Source organism: Arsenophonus endosymbiont of Aleurodicus floccissimus (assembly GCF_900343025.1).
Taxonomy (GTDB): domain Bacteria; phylum Pseudomonadota; class Gammaproteobacteria; order Enterobacterales; family Enterobacteriaceae; genus Arsenophonus.
On sequence record NZ_OUND01000004.1, the window covers coordinates 163,586 to 186,936 of the forward strand.

The window sequence follows — 23,351 nt, forward strand, 5'->3', positions numbered from 1 at the left end:
AGTGGATAAAAAAACTGATAAATCATTTAAGATTTATCAGTTTTAAGTTTATATTAAATTTTTAATTTAAATCAATGCATTAAGAGCATTTCTTAGTCACTATTTCCATCCCAAAGTGTGGATTTTGTAGTGCAATAGAAAAAACCTCTTCAATGGTCTTTACCGGGTAAATTTTTAGATCTGCGATAACATTTTGGGGTATTTCTTCCAAATCTCGACGATTTTCATCGGGAATTAACACGATTTTTATACCACCACGGTGAGCGGCTAACAATTTTTCTTTTAAACCACCAATTGGTAACACTAATCCTCGTAATGTTATCTCACCAGTCATCGCTACGTCTGCTCGTACAGGATTACCGGTCAAACAAGAAACTAACGCTGTGCACATTGCAATTCCTGCACTGGGACCATCTTTTGGTGTTGCTCCCTCAGGTACATGCACATGAATATCCCGTTTTTCGTAGAAATCAGCATTAATACCTAGCTTTTCTGCTCGCGCCCGAACTGCAGTTAACGCCGTTTGAATCGATTCTTGCATAACCTCACCTAACGATCCGGTATAAGTGAGTTTACCTTTGCCAGGTACACAAGCGGTTTCAATAGTTAATAAATCGCCACCAACTTCTGTCCAAGCTAAACCCGTCACTTGACCGATACGATTTTCGGTATCTGCACGACCGTAATCAACTTTACGCACACCAAGATAGTCTTTTAGATTATCTTCATTGATGAAAAGGTGTTTCAATGATTTATCCATCAGTAGTGCTTTTACTGCTTTACGGCATAATTTGGAAATTTCACGTTCTAAACCACGAACACCAGCCTCGCGGGTATAATAACGAATAATACCAATAATTGCGCTATCGTCGATCATAAGCTCGCCTTTTTTCAATGCATTTCGCTGAATCTGTTTAGGTAACAAATGTTTTTTGGCAATATTAAGTTTTTCATCTTCGGTGTAACCTGAAAGACGAATCACTTCCATACGATCTAATAACGGTGCTGGAATGTTCATCGAGTTTGAAGTCGCAACGAACATCACATCAGAAAGGTCATAATCAACTTCTAAATAGTGATCATTAAACGCAACATTTTGTTCTGGATCAAGTACTTCAAGTAAAGCCGATGCTGGATCACCACGCATATCCGAAGACATTTTGTCAATTTCATCTAACAAAAATAAGGGGTTCTTAACACCCACTTTTGCCATTTTTTGAATAAGTTTCCCGGGCATAGAGCCAATGTATGTTCGTCTATGCCCACGAATTTCTGCTTCATCACGGACACCACCAAGTGCCATACGAATATATTTACGCCCTGTCGCTTTAGCAATTGATTGACCCAATGATGTTTTACCAACACCAGGCGGTCCCACCAAACATAAAATTGGCCCTTTAATTTTACTCACACGACTTTGCACAGCTAAGTATTCAAGAATACGTTCCTTAACACGCTCTAAACCATAATGATCGCTATCCAGTGTCTCCTGAGCTTTCAGCAAATCTTTTTTAACTTTACTACGAGCATTCCACGGGACCTGCACCATCCAATCAATATAGCTCCGTAAAACTGTCGCTTCAGCAGACATAGGTGACATCATTTTCAATTTTTGTAATTCTGCCTCCGCTTTTTGCCCAGCCTCCTTAGGCATTTTAACTTCTTCGATTTTTCGTTTGAACATTTCATATTCATCAGGCGCGTCTTCCATCTCACCTAATTCTTTCTGAATTGCTTTCATCTGCTCATTCAAATAGTATTCACGCTGACTTTTCTCCATCTGCTTTTTAACACGATTACGAATACGTTTTTCAACCTGCAGTAAATCAATTTCAGACTCCATCATTGCCATCAAATATTCAAGGCGCTCAACCACATCCGCCATTTCTAATACACGCTGTTTATCCGCTAGTTTTAACGGCATATGAGAAGTGATTGTATCAGCCAATTTGTCCGATTGTTCAATAGAATGTAATGATGTTAATACTTCAGGTGGGATCTTTTTATTCAGTTTAATATAGCCTTCAAACTGATTAATGGTTGTCCGATTTAAGACTTCTTGCTCTTTTTCATCAACAGTCTGAGAACTAAAATACTCAGCCTGAGCAATGAAATATTCTCCATTATCTGTTAGCGTAGTGATTTTTGCACGACGCAGACCTTCAACTAAGACTTTAACCGTACCATCTGGTAGTTTTAACATCTGCAAAACAGAAGCAACTGTCCCTACAGAGAAAAGATCATTTACTCCTGGCTCATCAGTCGATGCTTCTTTTTGAGCCACCAACATGACCTGCTTATTCTGATCCATTGAAGCTTCAAGACAGTGAATCGATTTCTCACGGCCAACGAACAATGGGATCACCATATGTGGATAAACCACAACATCTCGTAGAGGCAGTACAGGAATTTCAATTCGTTCGGAACACTCAAGATTCATAAGGTTCTCTCTTCGTTTAGCTTATGCCAATTTTAGGGTTTCCTTAAAAGTTTTGAGAAACCTCAATTTAAATATAAAGTTACATGGGGACAAAGTTTTGACATTCAATAGCCTGATTCGGTATTAAACACAAAATGAGGGAAAAACCCTCATTTTGCATTACACAATTCAACTAAGAAAAGCATTAAGATTTATTTTTCACCTGATGCTTGTATATCAGGCTGACTATAAATCACTAAAGGTTCTGATTGACCGGCAACCACCATTTCATCAATCAGTACCTTCTCAACATGCTCCATTGATGGCAAATCATACATAGTTTCTAGCAAAGCGCCTTCCACAATAGAACGTAAACCACGTGCTCCGGTTTTCCTCGACATGGCTTTTTTCGCAATTGCTTTCAATGCTTCTTCACGAAACTCAAGACTAACGCCTTCAAGTTCAAAAAGTGCTTGATATTGTTTAGTCAACGCATTTTTAGGCTCTTTCAGAATCTGAATTAATGCTTCTTCACTTAATTCACCTAAAGTAGCTACGACAGGTAAACGACCAATAAATTCAGGAATCAAACCAAACTTAATTAAATCTTCTGGTTCCACTTGAGAAAGTAACTCACCTTCAGTCGCTCGCTCAGATTCGCTTTTGACCTCAGCTGAGAAACCAATACCTGAACGTGTATTTAACCGTTGGCCAATCACTTTATCAAGACCTGCAAATGCACCACCACAAATAAATAGAATTTTAGAAGTATCGACTTGCAAAAATTCCTGTTGTGGATGTTTACGGCCTCCTTGAGGGGGCACTGCTGCAATTGTACCTTCAATAAGTTTAAGTAAAGCTTGCTGAACGCCTTCACCTGAAACATCGCGTGTAATTGACGGGTTGTCAGATTTACGGGATATTTTATCAATTTCGTCAATATAGACGATACCACGCTGTGCTTTTTCTACATCATAGTCGCATTCTTGTAGAAGTTTCTGAATAATATTTTCTACATCTTCGCCAACATAACCCGCTTCTGTTAATGTTGTCGCATCAGCCATGGTAAATGGTACATCCAGGTAACGAGCCAAAGTTTCAGCTAATAGTGTCTTACCACTGCCTGTCGGCCCAATAAGCAAAATATTACTTTTACCTAGTTCTACTCCTTCGCCATTCATTCCTTCGTTAGAAATATTACGTAGGCGTTTATAATGGTTATAAACGGCTACCGCCAATACTTTCTTGGCATTTTCCTGGCCAATAACATAATCATCAAGATGATAACGAATTTCATGGGGTGTCGGTAATGCGCTGCGCTCACGATGTAGTGCAATCTCTTTAACTTCTTCTCGAATAATATCGTTACAGAGCTCAACACACTCATCACAGATATAAACTGACGGACCAGCAATTAACTTACGAACTTCATGCTGGCTTTTTCCGCAGAAGGAGCAGTACAGCAACTTTCCTGAACTCTCTTTGCGTTTATCTGTCATTCAGATAACCTCACTTTTTTAACCATCACCCTAATTTTAACAAAGAGGGTAACAAAAAACTGTTACTAATTAATCATGTATATAACTATATCAGGCATGCCATACATTTATGTAAATTAATTACGATTAGTATAAATTTTATCTACCAAACCATAAATAACTGCTTCCTCTGCAGATAAAAAACGATCCCGTTCGGTATCGTTCTCAATCTCTTTTATTTTTTTACCCGTATGCTTAGCTATTAATTCATTCATGCGCGATTTAATTTTTAAAATTTCTTTGGCGTGAATTTCGATATCCGACGCTTGTCCTTGAAATTCGCCTAAAGGTTGGTGGATCATGACACGAGAATTGGGCAAACAGTAACGTTTTCCTTTAGTACCGGCGGTAAGCAAAAAAGCGCCCATTGAACATGCTTGCCCCATACAAATTGTACTAACGTCAGGTTTAATAAATTGCATCGTGTCATAAATTGACATACCTGCCGTAATGACGCCACCCGGTGAATTAATATAAAGATGAATGTCTTTATCAGGGTTTTCAGCTTCTAAAAACAGCATTTGAGCAACCACTAAATTTGCCATGTGATCTTCGACCTGGCCTGTTAAAAAAACAATTCTTTCTTTAAGTAGGCGCGAATAAATATCATAAGAACGTTCACCGCGTGAAGTCTGCTCGATTACCATTGGCACCAATGCCATATGCGGCGCAAATTGATCTTGATTGTTATCATATGACATTTCCATCTCCTAATTAAACGCTTTATGGTGCCCAATCTATCTAATTTCTACTCGAGATAAATAAGAATGACTATAATTACAAACTTAACCATTATTCATAAAGGGATATTCGCCCTTATGAAGAAAGTCATACAACAATATAGAAAATTATTTGGGGTTATTCTTTTCTTTTTTCAAGAAAAAAAAGTTTTTTAACGATAAAAAACCCGTAGCATAAAACCACGGGTTTTCACAAAACCAGATAATAGCATTTCACTACTCAGCAATTACCTCATCTGAGCCTGATTCATTAACTCTTGGAATTGAATTTCTTTATCTGTTACTTCCGCTTTTTCTAATAATATTTCAATGGCTTGTTCTTCTAGCGCCAAATTACGAACACTATCCATTAACTCTTTATTTTTGCTATAGTATTCGATCACTTCAGAGGGATCTTCATAAGCTGAAGCCATCTCTTCAATCAGTGACTTTACACGAACATCATCTGCAGTTAGCGAGTTTTTATTGATAACTTCACCTAATAATAAACCAACAATAACGTGATGTTTAGCTTGCTCTTCAAATATTTCACGTGGTAATTCTAACGCTTGTTTTTCATTGCCACCAAAACGTTGTGCAGCTTGTCGACGTAGTACATTTATTTCACTGTCAACAATAGCAGTAGGCACCTCAATTTCGTTTTCCTTAACTAAACCATCAAGTACTTGTGTCTTAATTCGATTACGAACAGTGGTTTTTAATTCACGCTCCATATTTTTGCGTACTTCCGCACGTAAACTCTCCATCGAACCGTCAGGAACACCAAATTGCTTGATAAATTCTTCGGTCAGTTCTGGTAATACACGTTGTTCCACTTTCTTCAAAGTGATAGCAAAGTTAGCCGCTTTACCTTTTAAATTTTCTGCGTGATAATCGGCCGGAAAATTGACATCGATAGTAAATTCTTCACCCTCTTGATGACTCATAATACCATCTTCAAAACCAGGTATCATAGGACCTTCACCCATTACCAGCACAAAATCGCTCGCGTTACCACCTTCGAACGCTTCACCATCAATTGTGCCTTTAAAATCGATAGTCACTCGCGAATCTGCAGCAACTTTTTCTTTTATCTCTTGCCAAGTCGCTTGTTGCTTGCGTAATGTTTCCTGCATTGTGTCAACATCTTCATCTTTTACCGCAACAATAGGTTTTTCAACCTTGATATTTTCTAAACCCTTTAACTCAATTTCTGGATAGACTTCGAATTCAACGGTATAGGTAAAATCTTCACCCGTTTTAAATTGCTCAGGTTGATATTTTGGCGCCCCAGCTGGATTAATTTTTTGTTCTATGATTGCACTGACAAAATTACGCTGCATTATATCGCCTAGCACGTCCTGTAATACAGAAGTACCATAACGTTGTTTAACGATATTCATTGGCACTTTGCCTTTACGAAAACCATCAATGCGCACTTTTTTTGACACATTAATTAATTCACCATTCACCGCTTTTTCAATATCAGCATTAGGAACGGTAATTGTTACACGACGCCACAGGCCTTGAGTTGTTTCAACAGAAACTTGCATCTTGTTACCTCAAAAGAATCTTAGTACTCGGACAACTCCAGAGTGAATGTTATCAGACATCTCCTGATAACATACTGCCCCCAAATCCCGGGTTTACCCTCTATTTTTGAGGCTCCCCGTTAAGTAGAAGCCGCTCCGAAACCTTATAGAAAATTAGACGCGACATTATACAGATGCATATGGGGCGAGTCGAGCAAAGGTGAATAATAAATAGTAAACGCTCTAAATACTGGCTTTTGTAGCAAAATTGATATGACTAACACGGTGTAAGATATATAACGATAAAAATATTTTATACCAACAATTATTGCTAAATAATATTTGGTTAAGTCAGCATAATTATCTAGTTCTTAACCTCGATTGACCTACTCTCCACCACGGCAAGCTGGTGAAGAAAGAGCCTTCTGTTGGCGCTGTTGCCACTCAGTTGGGGTATAAGTATGTAATGCTAATGCATGAACGCTATTAGATAATGCATCTGCTAATAATTCATAAACAGCTTGGTGACGAGCAATCATCCTTTGTGCTGCAAATTTTTCTGTCACTAAAATAACTTTAAAGTGACTTTCCGTACCTGGCGGAACATTATGTTTATCACTTTCATCTAATACCATAAAATATACCGGCGAAAAAGCGTATTCTAGTTTTTCTTCAATTTGCTTACACATGGTTTGCATAGGTTTGGTTACCATATTAATAGACTCTTTCGACTTAATTTACCAAGTAAACATTTATGCCAGTAAAAATGATTAATCTGTTTTTTATTATAACTCACTACGATTTATCCAATATCGGTTAGAAATAGGATTAGATATTACTAAATTACGATTAAAGCATAATCCAGACCAATTTTTTAGTCGGTTTCTTCACCAAATGCCGATAACTTTCTGGCATACTAACAGTAAAATACAAAAGTATGGTAACGATTAAATCAAGTCATACCAAAATAGGTTGAGAAAACATGTTAAAAAATACCTTTCATCTGATCACTGCTCTGTTAATCTCATTGAGTTTAATAGGATGTGTCGCATCAAGTAACACCCTGTCTATCGAGCCAAATATTACCCTGCCAACTCAAGATCCAACCATAAGAGCAGTTTCAATAAATATTACTAGATTGATAAAAGAAGCTCAACGGCACTTGCCGAAGTTAATCGTAATGCAGCACTAGCGGTATTAAAACCCTCTCGCGATTTACGCTATCTTTTACAAGAAACATTATAAAAACAGATGAGCGCTAGAAGTTATACGGTTAGTGCACCGACTAATATTAATTTACAAATTGCGCTAAATAAGCTGTATGCCGATGTATAAAAAGGCAGTTTACGTCATAATATTATTTGTCGATGTTGCGATTAGTGTCGTAGCTATGGCATCTAGTGGGTCAACCAGTACACGTATCTATAATGAACAAGGGCCTCTTGATGCTAGTAACAAAAAAATTGCTTCTGCTATCAATAAAGCGTTAACCAACATTATAGCTGATATGGCTAATGATCCTGAAACAAACCAGTTTATAAAACAAAACGCACAATGAATTTTTCAGCGTGTTAAGTCGAGTGTGCTGCCAGTAATGGCTTTGTCTGACAATAACCGCGTAACAAGACGACTATGAAAAAAACTACCTGGCTGTTTTTAGCCAACATCGTTCCCGAGCACTGCTTTTGCTAGGTTTTTGTGTCAGGGTTACCGCTGGCACTTACCGCAAGTACTTTGCAAGCCTGGTTAACCGTTGAAAATATTGATATTAAAACGATCGGTTTTTTTTCATTAGTCGGCCAAGCTTATGTATTAAAGTTTCTTTGGTCACCATTAATGGATCACTACACCCTGCCTTGGCTAGGCCGCCGGCGTGGTTGGTTATTAACCACTCAGATTTTACTGATTATCAGCATTGCGACGATGGGATTTATCGATCCCAAAGAGCATCTTTGGTGGCTGGCAGCTGTTGCGGTGCTGGTCGCTTTCTGCTCCCCCTCACAAGATATTGTTTTTGATGCTTATAAAACCGATTTATTGTTAACAGAAGAGCGCGGGCGCTAGCGCGGCAATATACGTTATGGGTTATCGTATTAGTGTGTTGGTTTCAGGTGGATTAGCTTTACGGTTGGTCGACCATTTTGTTACTTGGCAGCAACTTTATCTACTGATGGCCAGCCTAATGCTAATTAATGTCTATGCAACACTATCCGCTAAAGAACCACTAATAAAATCGCCACCATCCAAAACATTGTATGAAGCTACCTATGAACCCTTTGTCGAATTTTTTAGTCGTAATAATGCCCTGGATCACCTTGTTATTGATCATTTTTTATAAAATAGGTGATGCATTTGTTATGGCACTGAGTACCAATTTCCTATTAAATAAACTTGGCTTTTCCCTGGCTGAAGTTGGCACCATTAATAAAACTTTTGGACTATTTGCAACTATTATTGGCGATTTACATGGCGGCTATATCATGCAAAAAATGTCGTTATTTAAAGCCTTACTTATTTTTCGGTATTTTACAGACTATTTCTAATTTTGGTTATTGGTTTCTGGCAGTAACTCCCGCCAATATTTATACCACCAGCAGCGTTATCTTTATTAAAAATATCTTTTCTGGCATGGGCACTGGGCACTTCCGCTTTTGTTGTACTACTGATGACGCTTTGCAATCATTCGCTTTCTGTAACTTAATTTGCTTTACTTCTGCTATTGGGCGGGTCTATGTTGGGCCCATGGCAAGCGCGCTAATGAGCAAATATGATTGGTCCGCTTTTTATCTTATTTCTATCGTTATTTCATTACCAAGTATTTTTTTAATATTGATACGAAAACAATCTTTATCTTATATCCAACAAACCGGCCAATTTATGCGTCGAACTTATTTTAAGCAATCCTATAAATTATCTTGCCATCTCAGCAAGCATATTTATATTATTGGTTAATAATAACAATTTTAAGTTATTTTTCGGCAGGCAAGATAAATTTATTTACGCAACCGATTGAACTATGGTTTAAAATGTTAATTTATAAAGATCAACTGATTAATTTAAGTATCATAATTGGGACTATTGGTTTTATTTTAGGCGGAACCCTGGATTATCTGGCGATACGTAAAACCAGCATACCAAAAAAATGCCACGATAGCCATTAGAATATATAAAAAATACAAATAGTTATATTGCAAAATATTTATATTAATGATTTATTATTGACTGCTATAAAATAATCATTGATACAGATTGTATCTTTATCACTGTATGCAAAAGATCAAATTTCTATTTACAAAAACAAACTCTATCATCTCGGAGCTTTCACTTTCGCATTTTATTATATTAAAATGCGTTTAAATTTATTTAAAATTAAGTTAACAAATTTTATGAGTAAAAAGTTTTTACCTATTGCGATATTAACGTCGCTAACTCCGTTTATCATGGCCAGTACTACAACAGAAAATTCCGTTGGTTATCAAAATGGTTTCGCTAATATCAGTCTAAATTATTTTAACTGGTCACAACGCGCAGAAAATAAATAGGCTCACACTACCGGTAAAAAAGATTTTGCCTATCTTGAACTGGAAGGAGGCGTTAACTTTAATTGGGGTGAACTCTATGGTTTCTTTGATGTTGAAAATCCATTTCATCAACGTAAAACAGAGCCCAGCAAAAACCAACGGTACGCCGTTAAAACAACTGGTCGTTTCTACTTAGGTGACAGCGGCTTTAATCTCTATGGGCATCTTTATGGTATTTGGTCTTTACTTGGCTATAAATACGGTGTTAATTTCCATGAAATTAACACGCTTTATGGTTTTGGCTACAATTTCTCACTAAGAGATTTTTGGCTAAAACCCTTCTTAGCCTTACATTATGTTGATCAAACTTTCTATTCTGGCAACAATAGCTATGTCATTGGTTGGGTTGCCGGCTATAGTTTTCAATTATGGTCACAAAACTTTTCTATCACTAATTGGCATGAGATAGAATTTAATCGCGCAAAAGGCTATGGTAATGGCGGCAAAGAAGGTATTAACGGTGCTATAGCCTTATGGTGGACGCCTTTTGAAACTTTATCTACAAGTATTCAATATCGCTATGCTGATAACAAGCTTGGTGATGATTTTTATCACGATGGGAATCATTTATACCATCAAATATAATTTTTAATCACCTAAGCTAACGTAAAGCCAGCTTATTTGAAAATGAACGCCATTTTTTAACTAATGCTAAATAATAAATATTTAAAACTAACTATTTAGCATAATAATTAATTTTCAATCTATAAAATCACATTTTGATTTCCTTTTATCTGCTTCCTTTTTATTAATAAAAAAATTATTTAATGTAAATAATTGTGAACCAAAAAATAATCATTTAAACAATTCTATAATGAATTCAATTTTACTTGTGATCACTTTAACAGAAAGTAATAACAGTTATATTTGTGCGCCTTACAATTGTTTACACTAATACAACCTTACCGTAAAATACCCACACTGAACAAAACGACAATAACCATCTTTGTCATTTGGGGTCGCTAAATGAGACTTATAAAATATAAAGGAAGTATTGGAGTCATCTCACTGTTTACTACTGTTTTCCTGCTAACTGGTTGCAATATGGTATTAATGGATCCCAAGGGCGCCATTGGTGTTGAACAAAAAAGACTGATACTGACTGCGCTTGGTTTAATGTTAATTGTTGTCATTACTGTCATTTTTATGGCGCTTATCTTCGCCATAAAATATCGAGCAAGCAATAAACAAGCAACCTACCGGCCAGATTGGGCACATTCAAATAAAATTGAGTTAGTTTGCTGGACAGTTCCTATCATCATCATCATCATTCTTGCCGTGATCACCTGGAAAACCACGCATCAATTGGATCCTTATAAACCATTAGAAAGCGATAAAAAACCGATTACCATTCAGGTCATTTCTACCGATTGGAAATGGGTGTTTGTCTATCCAGAAGAAAATATCGCTACCGTTAATGAAATCGCCATTCCTGTCGGTGTGCCAATTAACTTTAAAGTGACAGCCGAGTCAGTGATGAATTCTTTCTTTATCCCCGCACTTGGTGGTCAAATTTATGCGATGGCTGGTATGCAAACGAAGCTTCACTTAATTGCTAATGAACCTGCGACCTATAAAGGCTTTTCATCAAGTTATAGCGGTCACGGCTTTTCAGACATGAAATTTAATGTAATTGCAACACCTGATACGGCAAGCTTTGATCAATGGGTACAAAAAGTAAAAGCATCCACTAAAACGCTAGATAGTATGACTACATTTAATCAATTGGCTAAACTTAGCCACAATGTCCCTGTTACCTATTTTTCAAGTGTAAAACCAAATCTCTATGAAGAACTGATATTAAAATTCGGCCATGAACATCATATCAATCATGCTAACAAAACTGAACATGAAATGTCTGGCAATCAAATAATCCATATGAACCACTCTGCTCATGTCGATGCTAAGGAATAAATAGTATGTTGGGTAAATTAACGCTCGATGCAATCCCTATTCACGAGCCAATTATTGTCATCACTGTGATCTGTATTTTATTAGCTGGCATAGCTATTTTAAGCGTTATTACCTATTTTGGTAAATGGAAGTGGCTGTGGAGTGAATGGCTAACTAGTGTAGATCATAAAAAAATTGGAGTTATGTATATTATCGTTGCCATGATAATGCTACTGCGCGGTTTTGCTGATGCCATAATGATGCGAGGTCAACAAGCATTAGCGTCAGCCGGTGAGGCCGGTTTCTTACCTCCTCATCATTATGATCAAATCTTTACCGCTCACGGTGTGATCATGATTTTTTTCATGGCAACACCTTTTGTGGTTGGCTTAATGAATTTAATTGTACCATTGCAAATTGGTGTTCGCGATGTTGCCTTTCCATTTTTAAATTCTCTCAGTCTTTGGTTATTTGTCGTTGGCGTTATCTTGATTAACCTGTCATTAGGTATCGGTGAATTTGCGCAGACCGGTTGGCTAGCTTACCCGCCATTATCAGGTAAGGAATACAATCCTGGTGTCGGGGTAGACTATTGGATATGGAGTTTACAAATATCAGGCATTAGCACCACCCTAACTGGAATAAACTTTTTTGCCACCATTCTTCGAATACGGGCGCCTGGTATATCAATGATGAAAATGCCTGTTTTTACTTGGACAGCGCTTTGTACTAATGTACTGATTATTGCAGCATTTCCTATCCTGAGCGTTACTATCGCACTACTCACACTTGACCGATATTTGGGCACCCATTTCTTCACTAATGATATGGGCGGCAATATGATGATGTATATCAATTTGGTCTGGGCTTGGGGACATCCTGAAGTTTATATATTAGTTTTACCTGTTTTTGGCGTATTTTCGGAAGTCACAGCAACTTTCTGTAAAAAACGTTTATTTGGTTATATGTCTCTAGTCTGGGCAACCATTGTTATTACCGTAATGTCGTTTGTCGTCTGGTTACATCACTTCTTTACCATGGGAAATGGGGCAAATGTCAATGCCTTCTTCGGTATAGCCACTATGATTATTGCTATTCCAACTGGAGTAAAAATATTCAATTGGTTATTTACCATGTACCATGGGCGTATCGAATTTAAAACACCAATGCTCTGGACGATTGGTTTTATTGTTACCTTTTCGATTGGTGGAATGACTGGCGTACTACTAGCCGTTCCAGGGGCAAATTTTGTGCTGCACAATAGTTTATTTCTGATTGCCCATTTCCATAATGTCATTATCGGTGGAGTGGTCTTTGGTTGCTTTGCTGGTATGACCTACTGGTTCCCGAAAGCATTTGGCTTTACATTAAATGAAAAATGGGGCGTTCGTGCTTTTTGGTTTTGGATCAGCGGGTTTTTTATTGCCTTTATGCCACTTTATATACTTGGCTTCATGGGAATGACTCGTCGTTTAAGTCAAAACATTGATCCACAATATCATCCAATGCTGATGGTTGCTTCACTCGGTGCTGCACTGATCGCTATTGGAATTCTCTGCCAAGTCATTCAAATAATTGTTAGTATTCGCGATCGCCACAAAAATCGCGATTTCAGTGGCGATCCATGGGATGGTCGTACATTAGAATGGTCAGCATCGTCCCCTGCACCTTTTTATAATTTCGCGAAAGAACTACAAATTGATACACGTGATGCTTGGTGGGATATGAAAGAAAAAGGGATTGCATATCAACAACCAACCAAATATGAACCCATTCATATGCCACAAAATACTGCTGCCGGAATAATTATTTCAGCGTTTTGTTTAATCTTCGGTTTTGCTATGGTCTGGCATATTTGGTGGCTGGTGATTGTTGGTTTTGCTGGTATTATCGCCACCTGGATTGGTAAAAGTTTTGATGACAATGTTGATTATTATGTCCCTGTAGAAGAAATTAAACGTATTGAAAAACAGCATTACGATGAACTGAAAAAAGCAGGTATCCATCATGTCGACTAATTCAATAGCTAATCAACATATTGCCCATGAGAATCATGGGCATCATGACATAGGCGCAATAAAAATATTTGGTTTTTGGATCTATTTAATGAGCGATCTGATCCTGTTTGCTTGCCTTTTTTCTACCTACGTTGTTCTAGTTCATGGTACTGCCGGAGGCCCAACAGAAAAGGAGATTTTTAACCTCAATTTTGTCTTGGTCGAAACCTTCCTATTATTGTTTAGTAGCATCACTTATGGATTTGCCATGCTTGCGATGCATAAGCAGAAAATAAATCTGGTGAAATTATGGCTACTGATTACTTTTTTATTCGGATTCGGCTTTGTTATCATGGAAATTTACGAATTTCATGAGCTCATTTCTGAAGGTTACGGGCCTGATCGCAGCGCTTTCCTTTCCGCTTTCTTTACGCTAGTTAGTACTCACGGTATTCATGTAAGCTTTGGTTTAGCCTGGATCATCATTATGATAATCCATATCTCACGTCATGGCCTCACTGCCCTCAATCAAACCCGTTTAAGTTGTTTAAGTCTTTTTTGGCATTTCCTAGATGTTGTTTGGATCTGTGTATTCACCGTTGTTTATCTGCTGGGGGAACTTGCATGAGTCACACAAATACACCGCACTCTGGTGCTAGCCACGGCAGTATGAAGACTTATTTAATTGGCTTTATACTCTCGGTCATTTTAACGGTCATCCCCTTTTGGATGGTAATGAATAGTACTGCATCTCATGACACTATCTTATGGATCGTTGTTGGTACGGCAATTAGCCAGATTCTGGTACATCTTGTCTGTTTCTTACATATGAATACCTCTTCAGATGACCGTTGGAATCTGGTTGCCTTCCTGTTCACAATGCTAATTATAGGCATTGTCGTTATTGGCTCGCTGTGGATAATGTATAACCTGAACATCAATATGATGCTCGACTAAAGAGTTGTGGATCTAATGAAGCAATATCTACAAGTGACCAAACCAGGCATTATTTTCGGTAATCTAATTTCTGTTATTGGCGGCTTTCTGCTCGCAGCTAAAGGTATAATAGATTACCCACTATTTATTGCCACATTACTCGGCGTATCTCTAGTTATCGCTTCTGGTTGTGTTTTTAACAACTATATTGACCGAGATATCGACCGAATGATGGAGAGAACCAAAAATAGACCTTTAGCTAAAGGATTCATTGCGCCGAAATTTTGCCTAATTTATGCCACCATATTGGGTATTGCTGGCATAGCTTTACTTTATATTGCCACCAATGCCTTAGCGGCACTACTGGCCGTTATCGGTTTTATCATATATATCGGTATTTATAGTCTCTATATGAAACGTAAATCGGTTTATGGCACCCTGGTAGGCAGCTTATCCGGCGCTGCGCCGCCAGTTATTGGTTACTGTGCTGTTGCTGATCAATTTGATATGGGAGCATTGATTCTGCTATTGATCTTTAGCTTATGGCAAATGCCACACTCTTATGCAATTGCTATTTTTCGTTTCAAAGATTATCAAACCGCCAATATTCCCGTATTACCAGTCATTAAAGGAATTTCGGTCGCCAAAACTCATATCTTTTTATATATCCTTGCTTTTATGGTAGCAACCATTATGCTGACCATTAGTGGCTATACCGGCTACAAATATCTTATTATTGCCGCCGCGGTGAGTTTATGGTGGCTTGGTATTGCAATTTCTGGCTTTAAAAATCAGAATGATGATCGTCTTTGGGCACGGAAACTGTTTATATTCTCTATCGTGGCAATTACTTCTCTCAGTGTCATGATGTCGATTGATCCAACTGTTACCGCTGAACAGATTTTTGTCTATCTCAAATAATAATTTATCTTAAATAGTGGCAGATAATTGCCACTACCTTCACGGTTAAAACATCCAATATGCGAATGAATTCCTCACTCTTTTATCCATATCTTGCTAATGCTTACTCGACAAATAGATTAACTAATCGATTAAACCATTTTACAATGTTCACTTGTGAAATTTCTGAGATAAACGATGAATGATAGTAAAATGACGCCAATTGAATTAAAGGCAACTTGGGGGTTAGGGGCGGTATTCACATTACGTATGTTAGGCATGTTCATGGTATTACCCATCTTAGCCAGCTATGGACGTGAGCTAAAAGATGCCAACGAATTGTTACTTGGTCTGGCTATTGGCATTTATGGTATCAGTCAGGCTATCTGCCAAATCCCATTTGGTTTAATGTCCGACCAATTTGGTCGTAAGCAATTAATTATCGCCGGCTTGCTCATATTTATTGCTGGTAGTGTGATTGCCGCGATGACAAATTCTATTTGGGGTATCATTATCGGTCGCGCGTTACAAGGCGCAGGGGCTATTTCTGCTGCAATTATGGCGTTGCTGTCCGATCTAACTAGTGAACAAAATAGAACTAAAGCGATGGCTTTTATGGGAATAAGCTTTGGCATCACTTTTGCTATTGCACTCGTTCTCGGCCCAATTATTACCCATGCTATCGGCTTGCATGGCCTTTTTTGGGGGATAAGCTTACTTGCCTTGGGCGGGATATTAATAACTCGCTTTGCCGTACCAGATAGCCGATATCATAGCGTTAATCGCGAAACCCATTTTATAAAAAATAGTGTACAAACAATCATTAATAATCGCCAACTAGTTAAACTTAATTTTGGCATATTTTGTTTACATACTCTGCTGATGGAAAATTTTGTTGCTTTACCGTTAGTGATGATCGATTCAGGTCTGGCAGCTAATCAACATTGGAAAATATATTTGCTAACTTTACTTATTGCTTTCATTACAGTGCTACCTTTTGTTATCTATGCTGAAAAGCAGCGTAGAATGAAACAAGTTTTTTTATTATGCATTAGCATCTTATTTATCTCTGAATTAACATTTTGTTTTTCGAATCAACAATTTTGGTTAATCGTATTCGGTCTTCAGCTGTTTTTTATTGCATTTAATGTTATGGAGGCATTATTGCCTTCACTTATCAGTAAAGAAGCGCCTGCTGGATATAAAGGAACCGCGATGGGTCTCTACTCAACCAATCAGTTTCTGGGCGTTGCTTTAGGTGGGATCTTAGGGGGATGGCTTTTTCAATTAAATGGTGCTTCCTTGGTCTTTATGGCCGGCCTGATACTTTGTACCTGTTGGTTTTTTATTAGCTTAAATATGCATCAACCTACTTATACCAGTAGCATTCGTTTAATTTTACCCCAACAGATCAAAGATGTTAATTTACTACAAAGCCAATTAATGAATGAGCCCGGCGTGTGCGAAGTGATGTTCGATCTTAAAGCCTTTAGTGCCTACATTAAAATAGATAAAAAAATTATTAGTCGGCAACAGTTGGAAACTATTATTAATAACCAATCACACACTACCTGCTGTAGGATACAGCAGGGATGATAAATTTAGTCACGAAAATTAGTAAATTGAAAAGGTTGACCAAGTTCAGCCTCTCGCACTAGCGCTATCACAGATTGTAAATTATTCCGTGACTTACCGGTTACTCGCACTTGTTCTCCCTGAATTTGAGCCTGAACCTTCAATTTACTGTCTTTAATTAGTTTAATGATCTTTTTTGCCATTACCGAATCAATGCCTTGCAGTAACGAAGCCTCGAGGCTATAAGTTCTACCACTATGAACAATATCGTCAGGTATATTCAAGACAGCACCATCTATTCCACGCTTAGCTAATTTCTCCCGTAAAATATCTACCAATTGGTTTACTTGAAAGTCGGACATGCTCGTTACTTTAATCGACTCATTCTTTTCATTGAGTTCAAAACTGGCTTCAACATTGCGAAAATCCCAACGACTAGCCAATTCACGTTGCGCATTTTCAACGGCATTACTCACTTCATGCATGTCAATTTCAGAAACTATATCAAATGATGGCATATTTCATGACCTCCTTATTACTCATAAAATAGCATAATACTACTTTTTATTATCAGCAAAAGCTCTATACTTAACGTTAAATAAATTCCTCAAAAAGCATAATTGATTCAGTCAGATAAAAAACAATAGCGATCTTTGGTGCTGACGCTGTTAGTAAGTTATGGCTGACAACATGATTAATCCGATTATTTATCAATTAAATTAGACCGAGAGAAACTCTAATGTCACCAACTGTTCTCGTTTGCCGGGCGCATGGTAGCGAAGAAATAGAAGCCGTAACAGTGATTGATCTGTTAACTAGAGCCGAGATCCCAGTAAAAACTGCGAGTACCGCAGATAATGGCGAATTGGTATTAATTTGCTCACAAGGATTAAAAATTGTTACTGACACTCAGTTAGTCAGTATCATTGAACAGGATTTTACTACTATTGTATTACCTGGTGGATTGAAAGGCGCGGAGGCGTTTCGTGATAATCCGCTGATCATTGAAAAAATTCGCCAATCCCATCATCTGGGTAAAATCATTCATTGCCGCTCTTTTTGCCGTGCCAGCAATCGTACTAGAACACCATAATTTATTTCCAATCGGCAATATGACCGGTTATCCTACTTTACAAAGTAAAATTTCTAGTCACAAACGCGTTGATTGTCGTGTCTATTATGATGAACAGGTAAAACTACTCACTAGCCAAGGGCCTGCCCACAGCTATTGACTTTTCACTTAAACTTATCGAGGCTATTAATTGGCAAAAAAAGGCAGTAGAAGTTGCTTCACAGCTTGTCTTGCCGCCTGGTATTTACAACTATGCAAACTAACGGTGATATAGCAAATTGTGTATATTTACTTGAAACTCGCCTATCCTTGAGACGAAAAAGTCAATGGGTTACCATTAAGGCCGATACACTTTTACATTTTTAAAACCTTGTTCATGTAAATAAAGTGCCTGTAAGCGGCTCATAACACCGCGCTCACAATAGAGCAAATAGGGGTTTTCTTGCGGTAACTCACCAAATTGGTTATTTAGCTTATAAAATGGTAGTAACCTTACTTTAACACCTTCAAGCTTGAGTGGGCGCGCTTCCTGTTCATCAGGGGAACGAATATCCAGCACAATATCATCACCTGAAAATGTAGTGACAATTTCCACTTCTGGCGTTTTATCTTCGCTATCATTCATTATCTGACGAATATCAATATTTTGTGCTGTACTAACAACATAATCAAGTAGAGAAAAATCAAAATTAGTTTCCTGTGCTTCAATTTTTGCTTTTACTGCTTTCACGGTTGGTTTTTTCGAAATCACGCCACAAAATTCAGGCATAATACGGGCAAAATCTGCCGTTCCTATCTCACGAGCAAGGTTAATAATATTTTCTTTATCATGTGAAATTAATGGCCGTAAAATTAATGTATCGGTAACATTATCAATTACACGTAGATTGGTTAATGTCTGGCTAGAAACCTGTCCTAACGCTTCTCCGGTTACTAAAGCCTGAACCCCATAACGTTCTGCTATTATAGATGAGGCGCGAACCATCATCCTTTTCAATACCACGCCCATCTGGCCATCATCAATCTTTTCAAGAATTTCGCTTATAATCGGAGCAAAATCTATCGCGACAAAACGTACTTTATGTGAACGACCAAAACGATGCCAAAGATGGTAAGCAACCTGCTTGACACCAATCTCATGACTGGCACCACCCAGATTAAAAAAGCAATAATGAACTCGGCAACCACGCCGCATTAGCATGTAGCTAGACACACCTGAATCAACGCCACCCGATATCAACGACAAAACATCTTCTTGAGTACCGATAGGAAAACCACCAATCCCTTGAATACGGGATTTAACAAGCATGACTTTATCCTTTTCAATTTCAAGATTGATGGTGATATCAGGCTGATTGAGTTTTACCTTAGCTGACGAAATATGTTGATTTAATCCCCCACCAACATAACGTTCTACTTCAATTGAAGTAAAGTCGTGCTGACCACGACGCTTAACGCGTACACAAAAAGTTTTATTGGTTAGCAATTCAGCATAAATTTCATAAGCTAACTCAAAAATATGATGGAGATCGTGGAATTGATATTCTTCAACTAACAGAATATGATGGATGCCAGGAATTCTGGTTAAGGCATCGCAAATTTCATCATGATATGTGTTTTTTTTGGTGCGAACTTTGATATTATCCCAATGGCGAATAACGGTTATTTCCGCATCTAACACCTTCAATATATTAAAAATATTGCTAGCCAAGATCTTAATAAAGCGCAAGCGCACTGATTGGCTTTTAATGGTAATTTCAGGAAATAGTTTAATAATAAACTTCATAATTTTGTATAAAAGTCGGTTTTTATTTTTACGAATAAACGCATATTATGCATATTTATTAGCAGAGCATTTGATTTTAAGACGAGAAGTATATCACTATATTGCTGTTCGTCGCTAAAAATCACAAAAAGAATAAATTGTCTGCATAAATGTAGTAAAATAAATCGCCTGACGCGCATATTCACCTGATATTAAGGCAAGTAAAACGATTATGGCTAAAAAGAAAATATCTGATAGACAAGATCCGCTATCTTTTGAAACTTCTTTGACAAAGTTAGAGCAGATAGTCACACGCTTGGAATCAGGCGAACTTCCGCTGGAAAAAGCATTAAGTGAATTTGAACAAGGGATCCAATTAGCCAGACAAACCAGAAAGCGTTGCAACAGGCAGAACAATGCGTCAAAATTTTGTTACAAGCCGATGACCATGCACCACTAGACAACTTTACGCCGGAAGATAAATAAATCATGTCTGAAATAGTGACACTTTCTTTTGCGGATCAACACCAATGGGTACAAGATCGCGTCAATAAAACACTACTAAAACAATTCAAGAGCCTACCGGTTAATCAAAGTCAACTGGTCACGGCGATGAAATATGGCACATTACTTGGTGGAAAGCGACTAAGACCTTTTTTAGTTTATGCTATAGGTGATATGTTAAATGTTGCCGTGGAAAACTTGGATGTACCTGCTGTGGCCGTTGAATGTATTCATGCTTATTCATTAATCCACGATGATTTACCCGCAATGGATAACGATAATTTACGTCGTGGCCAACCTACCTGCCATATTTCCTTCGGTGAAGCTCATGCCATTTTGGCTGGGGATGCCCTGCAAACACTTGCCTTTGACATCTTATCTCGTTCCGCTATGCCTGATATTAGTGATACTAATCGGCTGGCAATGATAGCTGAGCTGGCTACTGCTAGTGGAGCAGCCGGCATGTGTGGTGGTCAAGCGCTCGATATGGAATCAGAAGGTCAACAAATTGATATAGCGACCTTAGAATCTATTCATCATCATAAAACCGGCGCTTTAATTCGTGCTGCCATCAGAATGAGTGCATTTTCGGCTGGCAGCCAAAACTACAAATTACTACCATTATTAGATAATTATGCTAATGCGATTGGACTGCTATTCCAAGTCCATGATGACATTCTTGATGTTACTGGTGATACAGACACTTTAGGTAAAAATCAGGGATCTGATGAAAAACATAAAAAAAGCACCTATCCATCATTAATCGGTGTTGAACAAGCACAAAAAAAAGCAAACAATTTATCTAAACAAGCACTGGATGCGCTTTATATGTTAGAACAACAGTATGGATTAAATACGGAAACACTACAAAATTTAACACACTTTATTATCGAACGAAAAAGCTAATTTTCTTGATTAAGAAACAGAATATTTTACCAGTAATAAAAATTCAAAATAATATTTTGGCGGCCTACTACAGCGTCATGGGTATAAACAAAAAACAATTACTTAATGGGCAGACATGAGCATTGATATCACTTCCTATCCAACTTTAGCATTAATAGAAACGCCGGAAGAATTGCGACTTTTACCAAAAGAAAGTCTGATCAAATTATGCGAAGAATTGCGACAATTTTTATTAAATAGTGTTAGCCGTTCCAGTGGACATTTTGCTTCCGGATTAGGAGCCATTGAACTCACTGTCGCTTTACACTATGTCTATAAAACCCCATTTGATAATCTTATCTGGGATGTCGGCCACCAGGCATATCCACATAAGATCTTAACTGGCCGCCGCGACCGCATTGATACCATACGACAAAAAAATGGTTTACATCCTTTTCCCTGGCGATCAGAAAGTGAATATGACATTCTCAGTGTCGGTCATTCATCGACTTCTATCAGTGCTGGACTTGGCATGGCGGTAGCTGCTGAATATGAAAATAAGGATCGTAAAACGGTTTGTGTTATTGGTGATGGCGCCATTACCGCAGGTATGGCTTTTGAAGCAATGAACCATGCTGGTGACATTCATAAAGATATGTTAGTGATCCTCAATGATAATGAAATGTCAATTTCAGAAAACGTTGGGGCGTTAAATCATCATTTAGCGCAACTGCTATCAGGCAATCTATATACTAGTTTACGTGAAGGGGGGAAAAAGGTATTTTCCAATATTCCTTCAATCAAAGAATTGTTAAAGAAAACCGAAGAGCACCTTAAAGGCATGGTGATCCCTAGTACTATGTTCGAAGAACTGGGCTTTAACTACATTGGTCCCATTGACGGCCATGATGTACTCACATTAGTACAAACATTAAAAAACATGCGTGAGTTAAAAGGCCCACAGTTTTTACATATCATGACCAAAAAAGGCAAGGGGTATGAGCCCGCCGAAAAAGATCCTATCAGCTGGCATGCGGTGCCTATATTTGATCCAGCAACTTTTAGCCTTCCAAAAAACAATAATAGCCAATTAACATTTTCACAAGTTTTTGGCGATTGGTTATGCCAAGAAGCAGCCGATGATCCTAAACTGATGGCTATCACACCAGCCATGCGAGAAGGATCGGGAATGGTTGAATTTTCCAAAACCTATCCCAAACAATATTTTGATGTTGCTATTGCAGAACAACACGCTGTGACTTTTGCTGCTGGCCTTGCCATTGGAGATTATAAACCTGTCGTTGCTATTTATTCTACTTTTTTACAACGCGCCTATGATCAAGTGATCCATGATGTAGCCATTCAAAAATTACCTATCCTGTTTGCTATAGATAGAGCAGGCATTGTTGGTGCCGACGGACAAACCCATCAAGGTGCTTTCGATCTATCGTTTTTACGTTGTCTACCTGATATGATCATTCTGTCGCCCAGTGATGAAAACGAATGCCGGCAAATGCTACATACGGGTTATCACTATCAGGATGGCCCAGTTGCGGTTCGTTATCCAAGAGGAACAGGCTCTGGCGCCACTCTACAACCTTTAGCAAAAATTCCAATCGGTAAAGGAATAATTCGCCGACATGGAAAAAAAATTGCCATCCTAAATTTTGGCACATTACTTAGTGAAGCGATGAAAGCCGCAGAATTACTTAATGCCACCGTGGTCGATATGCGGTTTGTAAAACCGTTGGACGAAACATTGATATTGGAAATAGCTCACAACCATAAGCTACTAGTCACATTAGAAGAAAATGCAATTATGGGGGGAGCCGGTAGCGGCGTTAATGAATTTTTATTAAAAGCCCATAACATTATGCCTATCATTAACCTCGGCTTGCCTGATCGCTATATCGCACAAGGAAATCAAACAGAAATTCAGGCTGAATTAGGGCTTAATGCGGAAGGAATTGTAAAATCAATTAACAACTATTACGCCAAATAAATTAATAAATATATTTAAAATCAAAAGCATCGG

At 37.9% G+C, this 23,351-nt stretch carries 16 protein-coding genes and 4 pseudogenes; 13 read left to right on the forward strand and 7 right to left on the reverse strand.

Going from position 1 to position 23,351, the window contains the following annotated elements; translation table 11 throughout:
* Positions 1-79: 79 nt before the first annotated feature.
* The 5 genes from lon to bolA all read right to left on the reverse strand — a co-directional run bounded on the left by lon (position 80) and on the right by bolA (position 6,897).
* The gene (gene lon / locus ARADI_RS13050; RefSeq protein WP_119712306.1) at positions 80-2,440 is read right to left on the reverse strand and encodes an endopeptidase La; all 2,361 of its coding nucleotides are present in this window, start codon (positions 2,438-2,440) and stop codon (positions 80-82) included.
* Between the two features lie 191 nt (positions 2,441-2,631).
* On the reverse strand, positions 2,632-3,918 hold the full coding sequence (clpX, locus tag ARADI_RS13055) for an ATP-dependent protease ATP-binding subunit ClpX (RefSeq protein ID WP_119712307.1): 1,287 nt from the start codon (positions 3,916-3,918) through the stop codon (positions 2,632-2,634).
* A gap of 116 nt (positions 3,919-4,034) precedes the next feature.
* The gene (clpP, locus tag ARADI_RS13060; RefSeq protein ID WP_119712308.1) at positions 4,035-4,658 is read right to left on the reverse strand and encodes an ATP-dependent Clp endopeptidase proteolytic subunit ClpP; all 624 of its coding nucleotides are present in this window, start codon (positions 4,656-4,658) and stop codon (positions 4,035-4,037) included.
* Positions 4,659-4,924: 266 nt separating this feature from the next.
* Entirely contained in the window at positions 4,925-6,229 is a 1,305-nt protein-coding gene (tig, locus tag ARADI_RS13065; protein ID WP_119712309.1) for a trigger factor, read from the reverse strand.
* Between the two features lie 365 nt (positions 6,230-6,594).
* The gene (bolA, locus tag ARADI_RS13070; protein WP_202864227.1) at positions 6,595-6,897 is read right to left on the reverse strand and encodes a transcriptional regulator BolA; all 303 of its coding nucleotides are present in this window, start codon (positions 6,895-6,897) and stop codon (positions 6,595-6,597) included.
* A 638-nt stretch (positions 6,898-7,535) separates the two neighbouring features.
* On the opposite strand from bolA, the gene ARADI_RS21175 reads away from it, so the two are divergent.
* From ARADI_RS21175 to ARADI_RS13115, 9 genes and pseudogenes are all read left to right on the forward strand, one after another.
* Positions 7,536-7,766, forward strand: a complete 231-nt coding sequence (locus ARADI_RS21175) for a YajG family lipoprotein (protein ID WP_369407030.1) — start codon at positions 7,536-7,538, stop codon at positions 7,764-7,766.
* 88 nt (positions 7,767-7,854) lie between these two features.
* Positions 7,855-9,369: pseudogene (locus ARADI_RS13080) on the forward strand (AmpG family muropeptide MFS transporter).
* A gap of 225 nt (positions 9,370-9,594) precedes the next feature.
* Positions 9,595-10,381, forward strand: a pseudogene (locus tag ARADI_RS13085) (nucleoside-specific channel-forming Tsx family protein).
* A gap of 374 nt (positions 10,382-10,755) precedes the next feature.
* Complete coding sequence (gene cyoA, locus ARADI_RS13090) at positions 10,756-11,703, forward strand: cytochrome o ubiquinol oxidase subunit II (protein ID WP_119712311.1); 948 nt, start codon at positions 10,756-10,758, stop codon at positions 11,701-11,703.
* A 5-nt stretch (positions 11,704-11,708) separates the two neighbouring features.
* Positions 11,709-13,700: a cytochrome o ubiquinol oxidase subunit I gene (gene cyoB, locus ARADI_RS13095; protein WP_119712312.1), complete on the forward strand. Its 1,992-nt coding sequence runs from the start codon at positions 11,709-11,711 to the stop codon at positions 13,698-13,700.
* Positions 13,690-14,307, forward strand: a complete 618-nt coding sequence (locus ARADI_RS13100) for a cytochrome o ubiquinol oxidase subunit III (RefSeq protein WP_119712313.1) — start codon at positions 13,690-13,692, stop codon at positions 14,305-14,307. The genes cyoB and ARADI_RS13100 overlap by 11 nt, the downstream gene beginning before the upstream one ends.
* The gene (locus ARADI_RS13105) at positions 14,304-14,636 is read left to right on the forward strand and encodes a cytochrome o ubiquinol oxidase subunit IV (RefSeq protein WP_119712314.1); all 333 of its coding nucleotides are present in this window, start codon (positions 14,304-14,306) and stop codon (positions 14,634-14,636) included. The genes ARADI_RS13100 and ARADI_RS13105 overlap by 4 nt, the downstream gene beginning before the upstream one ends.
* A 15-nt stretch (positions 14,637-14,651) precedes the next feature.
* Positions 14,652-15,536: a heme o synthase gene (cyoE, locus tag ARADI_RS13110; RefSeq protein WP_119712315.1), complete on the forward strand. Its 885-nt coding sequence runs from the start codon at positions 14,652-14,654 to the stop codon at positions 15,534-15,536.
* A 177-nt stretch (positions 15,537-15,713) separates the two neighbouring features.
* The gene (locus ARADI_RS13115; protein ID WP_119712316.1) at positions 15,714-17,111 is read left to right on the forward strand and encodes an MFS transporter; all 1,398 of its coding nucleotides are present in this window, start codon (positions 15,714-15,716) and stop codon (positions 17,109-17,111) included.
* A 5-nt stretch (positions 17,112-17,116) separates the two neighbouring features.
* On the opposite strand, the gene ARADI_RS13120 is transcribed toward ARADI_RS13115, so the two are convergent.
* On the reverse strand, positions 17,117-17,608 hold the full coding sequence (locus ARADI_RS13120) for a YajQ family cyclic di-GMP-binding protein (protein ID WP_119712317.1): 492 nt from the start codon (positions 17,606-17,608) through the stop codon (positions 17,117-17,119).
* A gap of 221 nt (positions 17,609-17,829) precedes the next feature.
* Here ARADI_RS13120 and yajL point away from each other — a divergent pair.
* A pseudogene (yajL, locus tag ARADI_RS13125) lies at positions 17,830-18,425 on the forward strand (protein deglycase YajL).
* Between the two features lie 74 nt (positions 18,426-18,499).
* Here yajL and thiI read toward each other — a convergent pair.
* Positions 18,500-19,948: a tRNA uracil 4-sulfurtransferase ThiI gene (gene thiI / locus ARADI_RS13130; protein WP_119712318.1), complete on the reverse strand. Its 1,449-nt coding sequence runs from the start codon at positions 19,946-19,948 to the stop codon at positions 18,500-18,502.
* 211 nt (positions 19,949-20,159) lie between these two features.
* On the opposite strand from thiI, the pseudogene xseB reads away from it, so the two are divergent.
* The 3 genes and pseudogenes from xseB (at position 20,160) to dxs (ending at position 23,318) form a co-directional block, all read left to right on the forward strand.
* Positions 20,160-20,413: pseudogene (gene xseB, locus ARADI_RS13135) on the forward strand (exodeoxyribonuclease VII small subunit).
* Between the two features lie 3 nt (positions 20,414-20,416).
* Entirely contained in the window at positions 20,417-21,337 is a 921-nt protein-coding gene (ispA, locus tag ARADI_RS13140) for a (2E,6E)-farnesyl diphosphate synthase (RefSeq protein WP_119712319.1), read from the forward strand.
* Positions 21,338-21,452: 115 nt separating this feature from the next.
* Complete coding sequence (gene dxs / locus ARADI_RS13145; protein ID WP_119712320.1) at positions 21,453-23,318, forward strand: 1-deoxy-D-xylulose-5-phosphate synthase; 1,866 nt, start codon at positions 21,453-21,455, stop codon at positions 23,316-23,318.
* Positions 23,319-23,351: the final 33 nt, after the last annotated feature.